This is a genomic window from Rhizobium sp. 01L410 (assembly GCF_056400165.1).
The window spans coordinates 17,886-35,777 of sequence record NZ_JBFTST010000007.1 but is presented as its reverse complement, the minus strand read 5'-3'; the positions used below and the strand labels follow the sequence as shown (position 1 = coordinate 35,777).

19 protein-coding genes are annotated in these 17,892 nt (G+C 62.4%); 14 read left to right on the top strand and 5 right to left on the bottom strand.

Features of this window, described 5'->3' with window-relative positions; all coding sequences use genetic code 11:
• Positions 1–99 precede the first annotated feature (99 nt).
• From rpoD to AC1DV9_RS16410, 6 genes are all read left to right on the top strand, one after another.
• On the top strand, positions 100–2,157 hold the full coding sequence (gene rpoD, locus AC1DV9_RS16435; protein WP_112386334.1) for an RNA polymerase sigma factor RpoD: 2,058 nt from the start codon (positions 100–102) through the stop codon (positions 2,155–2,157).
• Positions 2,158–2,344: 187 nt separating this feature from the next.
• Positions 2,345–3,055, top strand: coding sequence for a DUF930 domain-containing protein (locus AC1DV9_RS16430; RefSeq protein ID WP_477949138.1), 711 nt, complete (start codon positions 2,345–2,347; stop codon positions 3,053–3,055).
• A 121-nt stretch (positions 3,056–3,176) separates the two neighbouring features.
• Positions 3,177–4,421 carry a DUF930 domain-containing protein gene (locus AC1DV9_RS16425; RefSeq protein WP_477949136.1) on the top strand — a complete coding sequence of 415 codons (1,245 nt, stop codon included), beginning with the start codon at positions 3,177–3,179 and terminating at the stop codon, positions 4,419–4,421.
• A gap of 74 nt (positions 4,422–4,495) precedes the next feature.
• Positions 4,496–4,657 carry a hypothetical protein gene (locus tag AC1DV9_RS16420; RefSeq protein WP_442207817.1) on the top strand — a complete coding sequence of 54 codons (162 nt, stop codon included), beginning with the start codon at positions 4,496–4,498 and terminating at the stop codon, positions 4,655–4,657.
• 62 nt (positions 4,658–4,719) lie between these two features.
• Positions 4,720–5,520, top strand: coding sequence for a helix-turn-helix domain-containing protein (locus AC1DV9_RS16415; protein WP_477949134.1), 801 nt, complete (start codon positions 4,720–4,722; stop codon positions 5,518–5,520).
• 67 nt (positions 5,521–5,587) lie between these two features.
• The gene (locus AC1DV9_RS16410; protein ID WP_477949132.1) at positions 5,588–6,472 is read left to right on the top strand and encodes a DMT family transporter; all 885 of its coding nucleotides are present in this window, start codon (positions 5,588–5,590) and stop codon (positions 6,470–6,472) included.
• Here AC1DV9_RS16410 and AC1DV9_RS16405 read toward each other — a convergent pair.
• Entirely contained in the window at positions 6,469–7,338 is an 870-nt protein-coding gene (locus AC1DV9_RS16405) for a helix-turn-helix domain-containing protein (protein ID WP_477949130.1), read from the bottom strand. The genes AC1DV9_RS16410 and AC1DV9_RS16405 overlap by 4 nt on opposite strands.
• Positions 7,339–7,470: 132 nt before the next feature.
• Here AC1DV9_RS16405 and AC1DV9_RS16400 point away from each other — a divergent pair, with 132 nt between their 5' ends.
• Together AC1DV9_RS16400 and AC1DV9_RS16395 are read left to right on the top strand one after the other, a co-directional pair.
• Positions 7,471–8,412, top strand: coding sequence for a phytanoyl-CoA dioxygenase family protein (locus AC1DV9_RS16400; RefSeq protein ID WP_477949128.1), 942 nt, complete (start codon positions 7,471–7,473; stop codon positions 8,410–8,412).
• 283 nt (positions 8,413–8,695) lie between these two features.
• Positions 8,696–9,094, top strand: coding sequence for a DUF427 domain-containing protein (locus AC1DV9_RS16395; protein WP_477949126.1), 399 nt, complete (start codon positions 8,696–8,698; stop codon positions 9,092–9,094).
• 40 nt (positions 9,095–9,134) lie between these two features.
• Here the strand turns inward: AC1DV9_RS16395 and AC1DV9_RS16390 are convergent, their stop codons facing one another.
• From AC1DV9_RS16390 to AC1DV9_RS16380, 3 genes are all read right to left on the bottom strand, one after another.
• Positions 9,135–10,163, bottom strand: a complete 1,029-nt coding sequence (locus tag AC1DV9_RS16390; RefSeq protein ID WP_477949124.1) for a quaternary amine ABC transporter ATP-binding protein — start codon at positions 10,161–10,163, stop codon at positions 9,135–9,137.
• Positions 10,156–11,043, bottom strand: a complete 888-nt coding sequence (locus tag AC1DV9_RS16385; RefSeq protein WP_112387442.1) for an ABC transporter permease — start codon at positions 11,041–11,043, stop codon at positions 10,156–10,158. Before AC1DV9_RS16385 ends, AC1DV9_RS16390 begins: the two co-directional genes overlap by 8 nt.
• Before the next feature lie 114 nt (positions 11,044–11,157).
• Complete coding sequence (locus AC1DV9_RS16380; RefSeq protein WP_112386903.1) at positions 11,158–12,156, bottom strand: ABC transporter substrate-binding protein; 999 nt, start codon at positions 12,154–12,156, stop codon at positions 11,158–11,160.
• Between the two features lie 304 nt (positions 12,157–12,460).
• Between AC1DV9_RS16380 and AC1DV9_RS16375 the strand changes: the two genes are divergently transcribed.
• The 4 genes from AC1DV9_RS16375 (at position 12,461) to AC1DV9_RS16360 (ending at position 15,026) form a co-directional block, all read left to right on the top strand.
• A complete protein-coding gene (locus AC1DV9_RS16375; protein WP_477949122.1) occupies positions 12,461–13,684 on the top strand; it encodes an MFS transporter in 1,224 nt (407 codons plus the stop codon).
• A gap of 90 nt (positions 13,685–13,774) precedes the next feature.
• Positions 13,775–14,128 carry a DUF1428 domain-containing protein gene (locus AC1DV9_RS16370; protein WP_112386905.1) on the top strand — a complete coding sequence of 118 codons (354 nt, stop codon included), beginning with the start codon at positions 13,775–13,777 and terminating at the stop codon, positions 14,126–14,128.
• Between the two features lie 64 nt (positions 14,129–14,192).
• Positions 14,193–14,615 (top strand): secondary thiamine-phosphate synthase enzyme YjbQ, encoded by a 423-nt coding sequence (locus tag AC1DV9_RS16365; RefSeq protein ID WP_112515810.1) that lies wholly within the window; start codon positions 14,193–14,195, stop codon positions 14,613–14,615.
• Positions 14,616–14,720: 105 nt separating this feature from the next.
• Positions 14,721–15,026: a hypothetical protein gene (locus tag AC1DV9_RS16360; RefSeq protein ID WP_112515811.1), complete on the top strand. Its 306-nt coding sequence runs from the start codon at positions 14,721–14,723 to the stop codon at positions 15,024–15,026.
• 450 nt (positions 15,027–15,476) lie between these two features.
• On the opposite strand, the gene AC1DV9_RS16355 is transcribed toward AC1DV9_RS16360, so the two are convergent.
• A complete protein-coding gene (locus tag AC1DV9_RS16355; RefSeq protein ID WP_477949120.1) occupies positions 15,477–15,737 on the bottom strand; it encodes a hypothetical protein in 261 nt (86 codons plus the stop codon).
• Between the two features lie 313 nt (positions 15,738–16,050).
• On the opposite strand from AC1DV9_RS16355, the gene AC1DV9_RS16350 reads away from it, so the two are divergent.
• Positions 16,051–17,220, top strand: a complete 1,170-nt coding sequence (locus AC1DV9_RS16350) for a DUF2325 domain-containing protein (protein WP_477949118.1) — start codon at positions 16,051–16,053, stop codon at positions 17,218–17,220.
• A complete protein-coding gene (locus AC1DV9_RS16345) occupies positions 17,217–17,885 on the top strand; it encodes a GntR family transcriptional regulator (protein WP_477949116.1) in 669 nt (222 codons plus the stop codon). The genes AC1DV9_RS16350 and AC1DV9_RS16345 overlap by 4 nt, the downstream gene beginning before the upstream one ends.
• Positions 17,886–17,892 lie beyond the last annotated feature (7 nt).

The window sequence follows — 17,892 nt, the reverse complement described above, 5'->3', positions numbered from 1 at the left end:
TTAGGTGGGTAATTGGTGATTCGAGACCGGCGGTTGCACGCAGTCTCGTAGCGGCCATCACCAGCGAGTTTGAATAGCGTCAGGAAGGCGACGACATAAATGGCAACGAAGGTCAAAGAGAACGAAGAAGCGGAAGTCGAACGCGACGGCGCAACCGACGGCCCTCTTCTCGATCTTTCCGATGACGCGGTCAAGAAGATGATCAAGGCCGCGAAAAAGCGCGGCTATGTGACGATGGACGAGCTAAATGCCGTTCTTCCGTCCGAGGAAGTGACGTCCGAACAGATCGAAGACACGATGTCGATGCTCTCCGACATGGGCATCAACGTGATCGAAGACGAAGAAGCTGAAGAAGCCCAGGGCGGCGGCAACAGCGACGACGACGATAGCGGCAGCGATGACGACAACGAGGGCGGCGAACTCGCGCCTTCGAGCGGCACCGCGCTTGCGACGGCGAAGAAGAAGGAACCGACCGATCGTACCGACGATCCGGTGCGCATGTATCTGCGCGAAATGGGTTCCGTCGAGCTTTTGTCGCGCGAAGGCGAAATCGCCATCGCCAAGCGCATCGAGGCCGGCCGCGAAACGATGATCGCCGGTCTCTGCGAGAGCCCGCTGACCTTCCAGGCCATCATCATCTGGCGCGACGAACTGAACGAAGGCACGACGCTGCTGCGCGAGATCATCGATCTCGAAACGACCTATTCGGGTCCGGAAGCCAAGGCTGCGCCGCAGTTCCAGAGCCCTGAAAAGATCGAGGCGGACCGAAAGGCTGCCGAAGAGAAGGAAAAGACCCGCCGCGCCCGCACCGGCGACGACGACATCACCGATGTCGGCGGCGAAGGCATGCCGATCGAGGAAGAGGAAGAGGACGAAGACGAGTCCAACCTTTCGCTGGCCGCGATGGAAGCCGAGCTGCGCCCGCAGGTCATGGAAACTCTCGACCTGATCGCCGAGACCTACAAGAAGCTGCGCAAGCTGCAGGACCAGCAGGTCGAGCAGCGTCTTGCCGCGACGGGTACGCTGTCGTCGGCGCAGGAGCGCCGCTACAAGGAGCTCAAGGATGAGCTGATCAAGGCCGTCAAGTCGCTGTCCTTGAACCAGAACCGCATCGAGGCTCTGGTCGAGCAGCTCTACGACATCAACAAGCGTCTCGTTCAGAACGAAGGCCGCCTGCTGCGTCTGGCCGAATCCTACGGCGTCAAGCGTGACTCGTTCCTGGAACAGTACCAGGGTGCCGAGCTCGACCCGAACTGGATGAAGTCGATCGCCAATCTGGCCGCCCGCGGCTGGAAGGAATTCGCCAAGGGCGAAAACACGACGATCCGCGACATCCGCCAGGAAATCCAGAATCTGGCGACCGAAACCGGCATCTCGATCTCGGAATTCCGCCGTATCGTGCATATGGTGCAGAAGGGCGAGCGCGAAGCGCGTATCGCCAAGAAGGAAATGGTCGAAGCGAATCTTCGCCTCGTGATCTCCATCGCCAAGAAGTACACGAACCGCGGCCTGCAGTTCCTCGACCTCATTCAGGAAGGCAATATCGGCCTGATGAAGGCGGTCGACAAGTTCGAGTACCGCCGTGGTTACAAGTTCTCGACCTATGCGACGTGGTGGATCCGTCAGGCGATCACCCGCTCGATCGCCGACCAGGCCCGCACGATCCGTATTCCGGTGCACATGATCGAAACGATCAACAAGATCGTTCGTACCTCGCGCCAGATGCTGCACGAAATCGGCCGCGAGCCGACGCCGGAAGAACTGGCCGAAAAGCTTGCCATGCCGCTCGAAAAGGTCCGCAAGGTCCTGAAGATCGCCAAGGAACCGATCTCGCTCGAAACCCCTGTGGGTGACGAAGAGGATTCACACCTCGGCGATTTCATCGAGGACAAGAACGCGCTTCTGCCGATCGACGCCGCCATTCAGGCGAACCTGCGCGAGACGACGACCCGCGTTCTGGCCTCGCTGACGCCGCGCGAAGAACGTGTTCTTCGCATGCGTTTCGGCATCGGCATGAACACCGACCACACGCTCGAAGAAGTCGGCCAGCAGTTCTCGGTTACCCGCGAACGTATCCGCCAGATCGAAGCGAAGGCGCTGCGCAAGCTCAAGCACCCGAGCCGCTCGCGCAAGCTGCGCTCGTTCCTCGACAGCTGAGCGGACGGCGTCACGACATACAAAGCCCGGCCATGTGCCGGGCTTTTCTTTTGGGCCGGGTGCAACTAAGGCGTTTGCCTGCCGCCGTCATGCCACAATTCGGCAGAGGATGGCCGGAGTTCCAGCAAACAACGGGCCGCAGTGCATGACGATCACGTCGCATCCAAAGACAATGGCGGGATGACCGGTGGCGTGGGCCGGGCGACAGCCAGAGGCGGGTTTCAACTGGGGCGCTCCGGCTTCCCTGCTGGTGCACGCGCTGTTCATCGCCTTGCTGCTCGTCTATCTGCCGAGGCCTGCGATTTTCAATGCCTCTGGCGAGGATAGCGTCAGTGTCGATATCGTCCCGGCGCCGCCTGCGGATATGCCTTCTGAACGCCGCGCTGATCCTGCTCCGCAGGAAACCGAAGCGGGTACAGTTCCCGCAGAGCCTTCACCCGCCGTCCCAGTCTTCAGGCCGCTACAGCCGCCGGTGATCAAGATCGATCCGCCTGCCGATGCGTTGGTGCAAGCGAGCCAGCTGTTCTCCGGCCGGACGCTCAGCGATCCCCGCAGCAGAAAGGCCAAGGCGGCGCTGCGCCAGCTTTCCGGTGACGAACGCAATCTGCAGCTTTGCGGGCTCGAGGCGATGGAACAGCTGCGCCGGTCGCGGCCGGGGGTCAGCCCCGATGCAATCGCGCCCTATGCCATGGCACCGGAAAAGATCAGGGGCGGCAGCATCGATGTCGAAGGCGGCGCGTTTCGCAGCGGGAGGATGTGGTACGCGATCCGTTTCCACTGCGAGGTCGATATTGCTTCCGGCGTGGTGCGCTCGTTTGCCTTTGCCGCCGGCGATCCCATTCCGCGCAACCTCTGGCGGGATCACAATCTCGTGGCCGACGACGGTCCGGCAGACTAACCCCGTCATATTCGCTGGAAATCATGCATCTTTTCGTTTTGCGGCTTGATGCTGCCTGCTTTTGACGCCACATCGGCATCAAGCGGTTTTAGGTGCAATGCAGAAGCTATCGAAGAAGCATTTGGCAGGGATCAGTTGGGGTGTGGCGGCATCGGTTGCGCTGCATGTGCTGGTCGCTGCCGTGCTTCTGGTGAAGCTTCCGACGCCGCAGCCTGAGCCGCAGCAGGAAGAGGCTGTGCAGGTCGAAATGGTGCCGCCGCCGGAAGAGAAGAAAGAAGAACCGAAACCCGAGCCGCCGAAGCCCGAGGAGAAGAAGCCGGAAGAGCAGGCGAAGAAGGAAGAGCCGCCACCTCCGCCGCCACCGGAAGAGAAGAAGCCGCAGGAGGAGGCGAAGCAGGAACCGCCGCCGCCCCCTCCGCCTGAGGAAAAGAAGGCCGAGGAGCAGGTCAAGAAGGAAGAGCCCCCACCGCCGCCTCCGGAAGAGAAAAAACCGGAAGAGCAGGCAAAGCAGGAGCCGCCTCCGCCGCCACCACCTCCGCCGCCGCCGGAAGAGAAGAAGGCCGAGGAGCCGAAAGCCGAACCGCCGAAGGCCGAGCAGGACGCCGCAAACAAGCAGGCTGACGGCAAGCAGGGGGAGGGTTCGCCCATGCCTGTGCTCCGCCCGGTCTTCCAGTTCGGCGACAAGGATAGCGGCCCGAAGAAGTCCGATACCGGCAATAGCGCCGAGGGCGAAGCCAAGCCTGCCACCAGCGCGCCAACCCATGAGGATGCCGCGGGCGAGCCGAAACCCAAGGCCGATGCCGGCGACAAGCCCGATGGCGCCAAGGAGCCGCCTGCCAAGCCGGTGCCCGACGACATCAATCTGCCGCAGGTGGATATCGCCGACGCGCATTCGGAGAACAACGGCCCTGAGATCGATGCTTCGGGCACGGCGATGACCAGCATCGAGCAGGCAAAGCCTGTCGAAAAGCCCGTTGACGCCGCGAAGCCGGATGCGCCGAAGGACGGTCTTGCCGAAGCAAAGACGTTGTTTTCGCAGGATGACGACGGCGATCAGGTGGCGAGTACAGCAATGAACGGTATTCCGCGCGGCCGCCGCGCTGCGCAGCTCTGCAGCACCGAACTGCGCGAGCAGCTGGTTCACGGATCGCCCGCCTATCGTCCCGTCATCGTGCCGATGTACGCGTTGGCGAAGGGTACCGTTCTCGATGTGAAACGCGGCGCCTTCCGGACGGCCGAGACCTGGTATGACGTGCGCTTCCGTTGTGAGGTCAATGACGCCGCGACCGAAGTCGTGTCCTTTGCGCTCGATGTCGGCAATGCGGTGCCGCGCAGCGAATGGCGCAGCCGCCGCTTTCCGGAATAGCGCCAGCTTTGCGCAAGACAGCCCCCGTATTCTCCTGCAATCGCCGATGTTCCGGTGAATGAAAGGACGATGATATGTCGAACGATGTCGAGCACTTCCTCGAATCCCAGGATGAAGCCGTGGCTCTGGCTTTTATCGAAAACAAGTCGGACGAACTGACCGACATCCTTGTCGCAGCCCTTGAAGATGCGCTGCAGATCCTTTCCCAGGAATTCGGCCCGCAGACGGTCCACTGATCATCTGAACCTTGCGCCGCCATCCGGTGGCTGGCACTCTTGGCTATTGCGGAGAGTGCAGCATGGATGGCGAGTTCAGAATGTACCGCTCGGCGGTATCAGGTATCGACGCTGTCGAGGCGGTGAGCCGGCAGAGTTTCGCGCGCCATACGCATGAGCAGTTCGGGATCGGGCTGATCCATCGCGGCGCCCAGAAATCGCTGAGCGGCCGCGGCATGGTCGAGGCCGAAGCAGGCGATATCATCACCGTCAATCCCAATGAAGTTCACGATGGCATGCCGCTCGGCGAGGACAGGGCGTGGCGTATCCTTTATTTCGATCCCGGCGTCTTCGGCGATCTCGCCATGGAAGCGGCGGAGGGTGGATCGCGGCGCTGCGAAATTCCGCATCCCGTGCTTCGCGACAACCGGATGGCCCAGCGCTTCCTGGCGCTGTTTTCGGCCGTCACCGGCAGCGGGGAGCCGCTGCGCTCAGACGAACTTCTGGTGACGCTGACGGCCGATATTCTGCGGGAAGGGCGCCAGACTGCGGATGCCGCGCCGATTCCTGCCTCTGTCGGCCGCGCCCGGTCGCTGATCGATGACGATCCGGCAGCACCGGTCTCGCTTGCCGCATTGGCGCTGGAAAGCGGGCTCAGCCGTTTTCAGCTGGTGCGGGCCTTCAGCCGCGCCACCGGTCTCACGCCGCATGCCTATCTGGTTCAGGCGCGGGTGCATCTGGCGAGGCGGTTGATCGGCCGGAAGATGCCGCTTGCCGAGGTGGCGGCGGCCAGCGGCTTTGCCGATCAGAGCCATATGACGCGGGCCTTTACGGCGCGCTACGGGCTCTCTCCCGGCATCTATGCCCGCGGCGCTTCCAGATAGCCTGCAATTTCCTTCAAGACCCCGGCCTGCTTTCCCGCTCATCTGGCTTCGATCCAGGGAGCAGGACATGACACGGCAGCAGCAGGGTTATCTCTATCTGACATTGGCGATGACGACGGTCGGCAGCACCGTGATCGCCAGCAAACTGATTGCGGCGGGCTTACCGCCGTTCACGGCGACGGCGCTGCGCTTTGCTGCGGCACTGCCGTTCTTCCTGCTTCTGATGCGGGCAACCGGGACACGGTTTCCGCGGCTGCCGCGCCACGACTGGGGTATCCTCGTCATCCAGGCGGCAGCGGGCAGCGTCGGCTATACGACACTGTTGATCTCGGGGCTGTCTATCACTTCGGCCGCCAATGCCGGAGTCATCATCGGAACACTGCCGGTCGTCTCGGCTGCCATCTCCATCCTGCTGCTCGGCGAGCGGCCGGATCGCTTTCTGCTGCTGGCGATCGGCCTTGCTGCGGCCGGTGTGCTGTCGATCGTCTTTGCGCCCGGCGCCGGTCGTGGGTCTCTTGTCGGTGACGTCATGATCGCCGGCGCGGTTCTCTGCGAGGGGCTGTTCATTCTGCTCAACAAGCGGCTTGCGACTGCCATTCCGCCTCTGGCGCAATCGTCGCTGATGGCGGCGATCGGCCTTGTGGCTGCTGCCATCCCGGCGCTGTTCGAAAGCCACGCGATTTCGGCGGCGTCAGGAACGGCGCTGCTTTCCGTGCTCTACTACGCCCTGGTGCCGACGGTGGCGGGGTTCATGCTGTGGTATGCCGGGGCCGAAAGGGTCAGCGGCTCGGAAGCCTCGCTGTTCACCGCCGTAGCCCCTGTCTCGGCCGTTATCTTCGCCTTTATGCTGCTCGGCGAACCCGTCAGTCTCAACCAGGTCATCGGCATCGGTGCCGTGCTGGCGGCGGTCGCAGGGCTTGGCTTGGCCGGTCGCAGGCGCGGGACCGTCTAGCCTTCGTCGCGGCGGAAATGGGCGCGGTAATCGCGCGGCGTCATGCCCTTTTCGGCGCGGAACTGGCGATTGAAATTGGCAAGCGAGGCATAGCCGACGGCATCGGCGATATGGGCGACCGGCTGGCTGGTCGAGGAGAGGCGGGCGCAGGCATCGCCGATCCGCATGCGGATCAGATAGTCGCTGACCGTCGTGCCGGTATGGCGGCGGAACATCCGGTGCAGGCCCGATACGCTGAGAGCGGCGATATCGGCAAGCTCCTCGAGCCCGAGCGGCCGCGCATAATTCAGATGAAGGTGGGTGAGCACCCGGTCGATGCGCTCGCGGCTCTCCTGCAGCGCCGGCTGCTGGCCGGGCGCGCTGGCAAGCGGCGCTGCCTGGCGGTCGGTGGCGACCTGGGTGAGGATCGACAGCAGCGAGAGCAGGCGCTCGGCCGGTGGCCGGTCGAAGATGGTTTCGAACTGGGCGCGGACAGTCATTCCAGTCTCTTTCGAAAACTGCAGGCCGTTCTGGCCGCGGGCCATCAGCTGTTCGATCGGCCGAAGCTCGACCGCGCCCGCCGTCATCTGCCGCATCCAGTCCGGGTGAAACCAGAGAACTAGGGCGCGGTGCGGTGCGGCCGGATCAAGCTTTTCGCGTGACGCCCAGGTGTGGGGCAGGTTGGGGCCGACGAGAACGAGGTCGCCATCCTCATACTCGCCGGTGTGATCGCCGATGAAGCGCTGGCCGATGGAATTGAGCGTGAGCGTCAGTTCGAATTCTGGATGGTGGTGCCAGACGAAGGGAATGGCATCGTCGAGCCGCCGGTTCAGCATCGGCCAGCTGACATCGGATTGGCGGGGGAGGACTTCGAGATAGGGTCTCATCGGGCGCTGATCACGTTGACGACGCCAAAATAGTATCAGAATAGGCCATAGGCAGGCAACATTGCTGCCACGCTGCAGCTACACTCTCTCCATCGCCTGAACCGACAGGGATTACCGCAATGGGAGAGAGACATGCAGCAGACAGCCATGAAGCGCGACGCGCATCCGACCGCAGGTTCGGTCACCACGCAGCTCAAGGATATCAAGAAGAAGCTTCCGCTTCGCGTGCTCTCGGAGGCGGACTGGCAGCACTGGACGAAGAAGGGCTACGTCATTGTCCGTCAGGCGGTGCCTGCGGAGAATGTCGAGCGGCTTGTGGAAGTGCTCTGGCGTTTTGACGAGAAGGACCCGAACGATCCTTCGACCTGGTACGCGCCGCAGCGCCGCGAGCACAAGATGAAGGAACTCAACAATACCGGCATGCTGGAGATCTACAATCACCAGGCGCTGTGGGACAACCGGATGGAGAAGCGCGTCTACGACGTGTTCGTCGACATCTGGGACCGCGAGGACCTGTGGGTGACGATCGACCGCGCCAACCTCAATCCGCCGAAGAAGGTCAAGGGCCATCCGAACGGCTTCATCCATTGGGATGTCGATACCTCGATCGACCCTCTGCCGATCGGCGTCCAGGCGGTTCTCAGCCTGAAGAAGCAGGACGGAGATGTCGGCGGCTTCCAGTGCGTTCCCTATCTCTTCGAGCATTACGAGGAATGGGTGAAGACACAGCCTGCGGACCGCGATCCGATGCATCCTGACATGACCGGTCTGTCGACCGAGAATATCTCGATGGAGCCCGGCGACCTGATGATCTTCAATTCGCTGCTGGCCCATGGTGTGCGCCCGAACCATTCCGACAACCGCGTCCGCATGGCGCAGTACATCTCCATGCATCCGGCCGAATACGACAATGCCGAGGAACGCGACGAGCGCATCCGCCTGTGGCGCGAGCTCGACAGCCCGAAGCGCGACGCCTTCCCGGGCGACCCGCGCGAATGGGAGAAGCACAATGCGACGACGGCGGAACTGACGCCGCTGGGGCGGAAGCTGCTTGGGCTGGATCGTTGGGCTTGATGGGATACTGACACGGAGTTTGATTTTGCGGGGGGGCGCCTCTCAGGGTACCCCCTCATTCCTGTGCTTGTCACAGGAATCCAGTCACCGCGCGTCTGGGCGGTGGGAAGAGTCCTTTCGACCCAAGGACTTGGGCCGGCTAGATTCCTGTGACAAGCACAGGAATGAGGGGGAGGTTGGGGGAGCGCTCTCCGCTCACAATCGGCGTGTCCGGCACTCCCGCCCCTTGGGCATCTCACAAGTCCTCCCTATCTCTCCATGGATCAATCCATTGGAGGCACCCATGTCAGGCAGGCCCGTCAAGATTCCCGGACCCGATCATCCGATCAGCGTCGAGCACAATCCGGCCCGTATCGTTGTGAAAATCGGCGGCAAGGTGGTTGCCGATACGCATGATGCGCTGACGCTGCGCGAGGCGTCCTATCCGCCGGTGCAGTATATTCCCCGCAAGGATATCGACATGTCGCTGCTGGCGCGCACCGATCATTCGACCCATTGCCCGTATAAGGGCGATGCTTCCTATTACAGCATCGTGCTGGGTGGGGATCGCTCGAAGAATGCTATCTGGACCTATGAGACGCCGAACCCTGCGGTCAGCGAGATCAAGGACCATATGGCCTTCTATCCGGATCGCGTCGATTCCATCGAGGAGCTGCAGGTGCCCGAAGCCGGGCAGTTCTGACGCGGGGTGACGATGCGCGACTTGGCGCCGCGCATCGCGTTCAGTTCGTCCGGACGAGACAGCGCACCAGGCCTTCCAGCGAGACGCGGCCGGCGGGTGTGCCGCTCTCGCCGATGACGGTCGCCTGCGTGGCGTTGTTTTCCGTCATCATGCGCATGGCTTCCTCGACATTGTAGCTGCCGGGAATCCGGACCGACGAGTCGCCTGCGGGGTTGCTGAGCGGCTCCATCAGCGCGTCGATGCGGATGACCCGGCCGCGGTTCACTTCCTTGACGAAGGCCTTGATGTAGTCGTCGGCGGGGCTCAGCACGATATCGGCCGCCGTGCCCTGCTGGATGACCTCGCCGTCGCGCAGGATGGCGATCTTGTCGCCGAGGCGTAGCGCCTCGTCGAGATCGTGGGTGATGAAGACGACGGTCTTCTTCAATTCCCGCTGCAGCTCAAGAAGCACGGTCTGCATATCGACGCGGATCAGCGGATCGAGCGCCGAATAGGCTTCGTCCATGAGGAGGATGTCTGCGTCGTTGGTCAATGCGCGGGCGAGGCCGACGCGCTGCTGCATGCCGCCGGACAGCTGGTTCGGGTAGTGATTGGAAAAGCCTTCCAAACCCACCCGCTTGATCCAGATATCAGCACGGGCCTCGCGCTCGGCCTTCGGCACCCCCTGGATTTCCAGGCCGTAGACGGTGTTTTGCAGCACCGTGCGGTGTGGCAGAAGGCCGAATTTCTGGAAGACCATCGCCGTCTTGTGGCGGCGGAATTCGCGAAGTTCTTCCTCGTTCATCTGACAGACGTCGGTGCCGCCATAGAGCACTTCGCCCGATGTCGGGTCGATCAGCCGGTTGATGTGGCGGATCAGCGTCGACTTGCCGGAGCCTGAAAGCCCCATGATGACGGTGATACTGCCGCCGGGGATATGGATGTTGATGTCCTTCAGACCGAGAACGTGGCCGTGCTCCTTGTTGAGCTCGGTTTTCGACATCCCCTTGGTGACCGCTTCCACGAAGTCGCGGCCGCGCGGACCGAAGATCTTGTAGAGATTGCGGATTTCGATCGATTGACTAGCCATGCACGATTTCCCGGTGCTTCTGCAGGCGCAGACCGTAGGCCTGGCTGATGCGGTCGAAGATGATGGCGATGCCGACGATGGCGAGACCGTTGAAGACGCCGAGGGTGAAATACTGGTTGGCGATCGCCTTCAGCACCGGCTGGCCGAGGCCCTGGACGCCGATCATCGAGGCGATGACGACCATGGCGAGCGCCATCATGATGGTCTGGTTGATGCCGGCCATGATGGTCGGCAGCGCGAGTGGCAGCTGGACGTTGCGCAGTTTCTGCCAGCTGGAGGAGCCGAAGGCGTCGGCGGCTTCGAGCACATCCTTGTCGACCATGCGGATGCCGAGATTGGTGAGGCGGATCATCGGGGGGAGGGCGTAGATGACGACCGCGATGACGCCGGGCACGCGGCCGATGCCGAGCAGCATGACGACGGGGATCAGGTAGACGAAGCTCGGCATGGTCTGCATGACGTCGAGCACCGGATTGACGATGTTCTGCATGCGGTTCGAGCGCGACATGCCGATGCCGATCGGAATGCCGATGACGATCGACAGAACCGTACAGACGAAGATCATCGATACCGTTTTCATCGTGTCCTGCCACATGTCGAACCAGCCGATCAGAAGCAGTGTCACCACACAGCCGGCGACGATCTTCCAGCTGCGGCTCGCTACCCAGGCGATGGCGGCAACGGCAAGGATGACCACCGGCCATGGTGCGCCGGTGAGAAGCCTTTCGGCCCAGATCAGGAAACTTTGCAGCGGGCTGAAGAGCCCTTCGATGCTGTCGCCATAGGCGCGGGTGAAGCCGCGAAAGCCTTCATCCACGGCCCTTTTCAGGTCGCGCAGCATATCGTCGTTCATCGTTGGAAATTTCCAAAGCCAATCCATGTCGGTCCCCATGGCAAAAGCAGCGGCGGCCCATTTCTTACCGGCGTCGCTTGAAAACATCGGGCGGGCGGCGTCGTGGTGTCAAGACGCCGCTCGCTTGCGAAATATCGGGGATCAGAGAGAAGCCTTGATCTTCTCTGCGACTTCGGGGGAGACCCACTTGGTCCAGAGATCGCCGTTTTCCTTGAGGAAGTGCTTCGCACCGTCTTCACCGGTCGCCTGGTTGTCGCTCATCCAGGCGATCAGCTTGTTGACCGTGTCGTTGGTCCAGGCGCGCTTGTTGAGGTAGTCCATGGCAGGACCGGCGCGATCAGCGAAGCTCTTGCTGACGAGGGTCTGAACGTCGTCGGACGGCCAGGCGTTCGGCTTGGGATCGGCGCAGTCGGCGATCGAGGTGCAGCGCTTCCATTCGGCCGCATCATAATCGACACCGAAGCCGAGCTTTACCATCTCATACTTGCCGAGCAGCGAAGTCGGCGCCCAGTAATAGCCAACCCACGGCTGCTTGCCTTCATAGGCCTTGGCGATCGAGCCGTCGAGGCCGGCGGCCGAGCCGGTGTCGACGAGCGTGAAGTTGGCCTTGTCGCCGCCGTTCGCCTTGAAGAGCTGCGTGGTGACAACCGTGCCGCCCCAGCCCTGCGGGCCGTTGAAGACGGCGCCCTTGCTCTTGTCTTCAGGGGCCGGGAACAGTTCCGGGTGCTTGAAGAGATCGGGAATGGTCTTGATGTCAGGGTGGGCGTCGGCGACATACTTGGGGATCCACCAGCCCTGGATGGCGCCGTCGGAGAGAATCTTGGCGGCGGCGACGACCTTGCCGCCTTCGAGGCCGCGCTTGACGAGTTCCGGCTGCAGGCTGACCCAGGCTTCCGGCGCGATATCGGGCTCGCCCTTTTCAGCCATCGAGGTCAGCGTCGGCACCGTGTCGCCGGTGACGATTTCGGCGGTGCAGCCGTAACCGGTTTCGAGAATGACCTTGTCGAGATTTGCAGCAACTTCGGCAGACTGCCAGTTCATGCTTGCGATCGTGACATTGCCGCATTCAGCAGCGGATGCTGCGCCGCCCATAGCCAACAGGCCGGCAGCAAGGACGGTAGAAGCCAAAAGTGCTTTCATTTTTTTGTTCCCTCTGGTCGCGGTGCAACGTGAACCCGGGCGCTGGCAGCACCGCGTCTGCCAGCAAGCACATTGAGCCTGCACAGGGCGTGCAAGCGCCATTCCGATTGCGTCAGAATATGGCGCAATGGCGCTTTCTTTCAACGATTGCTTAAATGCTTTGTCGCGATCGAGACAATCGTCCCGAATCCCCAAATCGGTAGTGCACTTTCGCCGCAGTTGACATCGGGTTCATAGAGGCAGAACAGGGGCTTATAAAATTCCTATCAATGGCCCGTGGGTTCCGCCGGCCGGAAGTTTCCAAATGGACACAGTTCACGCTCCCCGGGACAGCGTTCTCAAGCACCCCGGCTATCTCAATTTCGCCGCCTCGCGCGTCTTCTCGTCGCTTTCGTTCCAGTGTGCCGCAATCGCGATGGGCTGGATGATTTACGACAAGACGCATAGCGCCTTTGCGCTGGCGCTTGTCGGGCTTTGCCAGTTCCTGCCGATGGTGGTGCTGACCTTCGTCGTCGGCCATGTCGCAGACCGGTTCGACCGGCGGCGGATCGGGCTGATCTGCCAGCTGATCGAGGCGGTCACCGCCGCGGTGCTGGCGATCGCCACATGGCAGGATTGGCTGACGCCGGCAGGCATTCTCGTCGCGGTGACGATCATGGGGGCGACGGTCGCCTTCGAGCGGCCGACGATGGCGGCACTGCTGCCGAATATCGTGCCATCCTCGATGTTGCAGCGGGCGGTCGCAACCTCGACCTCGATGATGCAGACGGCGCTGATCATCGGCCCGTCGCTCGGCGGTCTGCTCTATGGCGCGCATCCGGTGGCGCCGTTTGCGGTTTCGGCGGTGATGTTTACGGCCGCCAGTATCAACGTCATCTCGATCCGCATGAGCTGGACGCCATCGAAGCGTGAGCCGGTGACGCTGACCTCGGTGTTTGCCGGGGTGTCCTTCATCAAGAGCCGGCCGGTGATGCTGGGGACGATCTCGCTCGATCTGTTCGCGGTTCTGCTCGGCGGCGCCACGGCGCTGCTGCCGATGTTTGCCCGCGACATCCTGCATGCCGGTCCGTGGGGGCTTGGCCTCTTGCGTGCAGCACCTGCCATCGGGGCGCTTGCCATGTCGATCGTGCTGGCGCGGCGTCCGCTGAGCAGCAATGTCGGCAGGAAGATGTTCGCCGCCGTCGCCGTCTTCGGGCTGGCGACGATCGTCTTTGCCGTCTCGACCAATATCGCGTTGTCGGTGGTGGCGCTGCTGGTCGTCGGGGCGTCCGATACGGTCAGCGTCGTGGTGCGCAGTTCGCTGGTGCAGCTGCTGACGCCGGACGAGATGCGCGGCCGCGTCAACGCCGTCAACTCGCTGTTCATCGGCACTTCGAACCAGCTCGGCGAATTCGAATCCGGCATGCTGGCGGGCTTCATGGGGCCGGTCGCCGCAGGCATCATCGGCGGCGTCGGCACGATCGTGGTCGTGCTGCTCTGGACGCGGCTCTTCCCTGACCTTGCCAAGGTGAAGACGCTGCAGGGATAGCCGGTCCGCGTTTTTCTTTTTTCCGGTCTGTCGGTTTGACGGGGCGTCAATCGTCCTATGTCCGTCGACAGACGAAAAGGAGGAAGAGAAATGGCTTATGTGGATGGTTTCATCGTTCCCGTGCCGAAAGACAAGCTCGAGGCCTACAAGGAGTTCTCCGCCTATGCCGGAGCGATCTGGAAGGAATTCGGGGCGCTGGAATATGTCGAATGCGTCGGCGACGACGTGCCCTATGGCGAGGTGACGTCCTTCCCGCGGGCGGTGCATCTCAAGGAAGACGAGATCGCCGTGTTTTCCTGGATCCTATATCCGTCCCGCGAGGTGCGCGACGAGATCAACAAGAAGGTGATGGCCGATCCCAGGCTGGAAGGCGACAAGTGGCAGATGCCATTCGACGGCAAGCGGATGATCTATGGCGGCTTCAAGGAGCTGCTGCGCCTCTAGACGCCATTGACATGGGGCATGCGGAGCTACAGGTGACCCGGAGCTGATAACCGGAGCCTTTCGCATGCCAGTCACGTCAATCACGGTCGCAACCCGCGGCCAGGGCCTCTATGAATTCACCGGCGAGGCCGAGGCTTTCGTGTGGGCGCAGGATGCGGAAGAGGGGTTGCTGACCGTCTTCGTGCGGCACACGTCCTGCTCGCTGCTGATCCAGGAAAATGCCGATCCCGACGTGCGCACCGACCTGAAGGCCTTCTTCGCCCGCCTCGTGCCGCCGACATCGGATCCGTCGATGCGCTGGGTCGTCCACACGATGGAAGGGCCTGACGACATGCCGGCCCATATCAAGTCGGCACTGACGCAGGTGTCGATCGGCATCCCCGTGATCAATGGCCGGCTGGGGCTTGGGACATGGCAGGGGATCTATCTTTTCGAACACCGCGACCGGTCCCATCATCGCGAAATCCTGTTTCATTTCAGTGGCTGAACCGAAACTGAATGCGCAATTCGAACACCATTCAGAATTAGCTCTCTATTGTCGAATCATCCCCGCAAGGGAGCTTCGACCGCCACATGAAACGAGGAAAACCCCATGACCACCTTTATTGCCAAGGCTTCCTTTGCAGCATTGCTTGCCATCGCTTCGATTCCGTTCGGCACCACGGCGGCTTCCGCAGCCGGTGCTGACCGCGCCGCCACCGTCGATGTCCAGTATCGTCCGCCGATGCGCGGTTGCTCGCCGATGGAAGCCGTGCGCAAGGCGCGCTGGAGCGGCCTGCGCGATGTGCGCATCACTGCCGTTACGCCGCGCCGCGTCGTCGTCACCGGTCGTGACCGCCGTGGCCTTGATAGAATGACCTTTGCGAACGTTCGCGGTTGCCCGCTGATCCGCCGCTAACAGTAGCAGGCGCCGGTCTCCCCGATGCGGCGCCACAGAACCGCCCTTTGCCAAAGTCTCCCCGGATCGCGGCAAGGGCGGTTTTTTATTGCCCAAAACGAAAAAAGCCTCGCACGAGCGAGGCTGAGTTCTAGGTCGCCTCGGGGAAAAGAAGAGGCGACGGGGAGTTATCTAGTACTCCGCGGTACGGTTGCAAAGGACACTTTTGTCTATTCCGGTACGCTTTTGCTTCATTGATTCTGATGCTGGTATCAAGAATGCTGATAGCCGCCGGAATTCAGGGCTTCACGCCCGGATGAACAGGGCTCCCACGAGTCCGAAGACTGCGATCGATTGCAGGATGAACATCGGCAGCTGGTCAGACATGGTTCCCTCCCGTGGGGCGATGCGGAGATGTTCTGGTTGTCTGGAGACCCGGGCTCCGCTTCGGCCGGGCCTCCTTGCTGATTTTTAGCGGCAATGCCTGATCGTCTTGGTGACGGTGCGCTCGCCGTCATCGCGGGTGATGCTCTTGGTCACGCAACGATCGCGATCCCGCTCGCGATAGGCGCCGATGGTGACGCCGCGGTCGCTGATCCTGATGCCCGGGCGAACTTCGCCGCGGTCTTCGGTATAGACGCGCTTCTTGACCACGACCGTCTCGGCCATGGCAGGAACGCTGAAACTCAATGCTGCCACTGCAGCCATCGTAGCACAAATCATCTTTCGCATTATCGAATACCTCCGTTTAGCGATGGAGAAGGAACGGCGGATGCAGCCAGAGGTTCCGGCCGCATCTGCGCGGCGCCGTCACCTTGCGGGACAGGCTGTCACGGAAATTTATGGTGGAGAGGACGAACAATTTCGGCCTTCGCGATGTGACGGAGCCGCCCGAAGCGCTTGTCCGTTCCATGCCCTTGGTGATAGCGTCATATTTCTTTGAATATAACGCTTCGAGTTCACGATGCCGCCTCTGGCCGATTACAACCGACCGCAGAAGAGCTTCTCCAGCGAACTGACTCTCCTTTCGGGAGGCGATCGCTTGGTGGGTGTTTCCGTAAAGATGCAGAGGCGGAAGACCTGGGAGATTTCGCCCACCTTCCATTGCTCGATCATCGGCACATGCCTCACGGCCGGCGAATTGCGGCAGGTCATCGCCAAACTCGGCGATATCGATGCGAAGACGGCGAGCGATCATGCGCTACACAGCCGCGGCGTCCGCGCTGCCGGCCAGCGCGATCTGGCCGGCAAGCTCTTGAACAAGGCGCTCGACCGGCGCCATGAAGCTGTTCTGAAGCGCTTCGCGCGGCTCGGCACCGCAGCGGAGCTTCGCACGCTCTGGAATACCTGCATGGAGGAGGGAGAAATTTCCGGCGCCTATTGGGCGGTGATCAGCCATCCAGCTGCCGATCACGGCTTGCTGCAGGATGTCTTCGGCGAGGTGCATATGCTGTCGCATCTCGTTGGCAGTTCCAGCCGCCTGGATATCGCCCGGCTACGCGCGCTGCAGACCGAGCTTGCCCTGAAGGACGAGAAGATTGCCCGGCAGGAAGCGCAGCTACGCCGGTCTTCTGAGGAACGGAGTGCCTTGCAGCGCCGGGTCGACGCGCTTGAGGAGGTTGTGCTTCGCGCCAAGGCCGTGAATGTGGCGGCGGAGCATGGTGATGGTGTCAATGCCGCGCTGATCGAGAAGCTGCAGGCGGCGCGTGAGCGGGCCGAGGCATTAGAGCGGCGGCTTGACGAGAGCGAAGCGCAGGCACTGGCGGCCGGCAAACGCGCGGCGGCGCTGGTCCGGGAAAATCTGGCGCTGTTGCGTGAAAATGCCGGTCTTGAGCGAGCGCTGCTCGATGACGGGGATGCAGACGCGCCGTCTGCTGCTGCGCGATCCGGCACAACGCTTCTCTATGTCGGTGGGCGGCGGAGCCTTTTCGAGAGGCTGCGGCTGCTTGCCCGCCAGGCGGGCGTCGAGCTGCTGTTCCATGATGGCGGCGTCGAAGAAAGCACATCGCTGCTTCCCGGGCTGATCGCGCAGACGTCGGTGACGTTGTTTCCGGTCGATTGCGTCAGCCATACCGCCGCTGGGATCGTCAAGCGGCACTGCCGGGACAGCGGCAAGGCGTTCATGCCGCTGCGCTCGGCCAGCCTTGCGAGCTTCATCGCTGCCCTCGGCGACCTGGCCGCAACCGGGCCGCAAAGCGGGAGAGTGCCGGCATGAGCAATCTCGGGCTCAGCCTGCCGCGAAGCATCTCGCTTCGCGAACAGGTGACGGATGCGCTGCGCAACTCGATCCTTTTCGGCACGCTGAAGCCCGGGCAGAAACTGATCGAGCGGCAGATCTGCGAAGAGATGGGCATCAGCCGCACCGTGTTGCGCGAGGCGCTGCAGCATCTCGATGCCGAGGGGTTGCTGATCAATGCGCGGCGCGGGCGCTCGGTGATTGCGATCGAGATGCAGCAGGCGCGGGAAATAGAAGAAACCCGCGAGGCACTCGAACGGCTGATCGGCGAGGGTTTTACCCGCAATGCCACGAAGGCGCAGGTCCTCGAACTTCACGCCATTCTCGCCGCTCTGGAAGCTGCCGCGGACGAGCGCGATGCGCTGATGAAAGAGAGTGAGTTCTTTTCGCTGTTGGCGGCTGGATGCGGAAACAAGGTCGCAGCCGGCTTCTTCCGGCAGCTGAATGGACGCGTCATCATGCTGAGACGGCTGTCCAGCAAGACTGGCGGCAAGCGCGGCGAGCGGCTTGCCGAGCTGCGGGCGATCACCGAGGCGATCGATGCCGGTGATGCAATCCGGGCAGGGGCGCTCTGCGCTGCGCGTGCCGCAGGCGGACGCGAGCGGGCGGGGCGCGGCAGGCAGGGCATTGCTGCCGTCTCCTAGCGGTAAA

Excerpts from the sequence above, each read along its gene's own strand:
- AC1DV9_RS16415 (WP_477949134.1), top strand. The coding sequence starts at position 4,720 with ATGGATGGCGAGTTCAGAATGTACCGCTCGGCGGTATCAGGTATCGAC.
- AC1DV9_RS16375 (WP_477949122.1), top strand. The coding sequence starts at position 12,461 with ATGGACACAGTTCACGCTCCCCGGGACAGCGTTCTCAAGCACCCCGGC.
- AC1DV9_RS16365 (WP_112515810.1), top strand. The coding sequence starts at position 14,193 with ATGCCAGTCACGTCAATCACGGTCGCAACCCGCGGCCAGGGCCTCTAT.
- AC1DV9_RS16405 (WP_477949130.1), bottom strand. The coding sequence starts at position 7,338 with ATGAGACCCTATCTCGAAGTCCTCCCCCGCCAATCCGATGTCAGCTGG.
- AC1DV9_RS16410 (WP_477949132.1), top strand. The coding sequence starts at position 5,588 with ATGACACGGCAGCAGCAGGGTTATCTCTATCTGACATTGGCGATGACG.
- rpoD (WP_112386334.1), top strand. The coding sequence starts at position 100 with ATGGCAACGAAGGTCAAAGAGAACGAAGAAGCGGAAGTCGAACGCGAC.
- AC1DV9_RS16400 (WP_477949128.1), top strand. The coding sequence starts at position 7,471 with ATGCAGCAGACAGCCATGAAGCGCGACGCGCATCCGACCGCAGGTTCG.
- AC1DV9_RS16390 (WP_477949124.1), bottom strand. The coding sequence starts at position 10,163 with ATGGCTAGTCAATCGATCGAAATCCGCAATCTCTACAAGATCTTCGGT.
- AC1DV9_RS16395 (WP_477949126.1), top strand. The coding sequence starts at position 8,696 with ATGTCAGGCAGGCCCGTCAAGATTCCCGGACCCGATCATCCGATCAGC.
- AC1DV9_RS16355 (WP_477949120.1), bottom strand. The coding sequence starts at position 15,737 with ATGCGAAAGATGATTTGTGCTACGATGGCTGCAGTGGCAGCATTGAGT.
- AC1DV9_RS16380 (WP_112386903.1), bottom strand. The coding sequence starts at position 12,156 with ATGAAAGCACTTTTGGCTTCTACCGTCCTTGCTGCCGGCCTGTTGGCT.
- AC1DV9_RS16370 (WP_112386905.1), top strand. The coding sequence starts at position 13,775 with ATGGCTTATGTGGATGGTTTCATCGTTCCCGTGCCGAAAGACAAGCTC.
- AC1DV9_RS16420 (WP_442207817.1), top strand. The coding sequence starts at position 4,496 with ATGTCGAACGATGTCGAGCACTTCCTCGAATCCCAGGATGAAGCCGTG.
- AC1DV9_RS16360 (WP_112515811.1), top strand. The coding sequence starts at position 14,721 with ATGACCACCTTTATTGCCAAGGCTTCCTTTGCAGCATTGCTTGCCATC.
- AC1DV9_RS16385 (WP_112387442.1), bottom strand. The coding sequence starts at position 11,043 with ATGGATTGGCTTTGGAAATTTCCAACGATGAACGACGATATGCTGCGC.
- AC1DV9_RS16345 (WP_477949116.1), top strand. The coding sequence starts at position 17,217 with ATGAGCAATCTCGGGCTCAGCCTGCCGCGAAGCATCTCGCTTCGCGAA.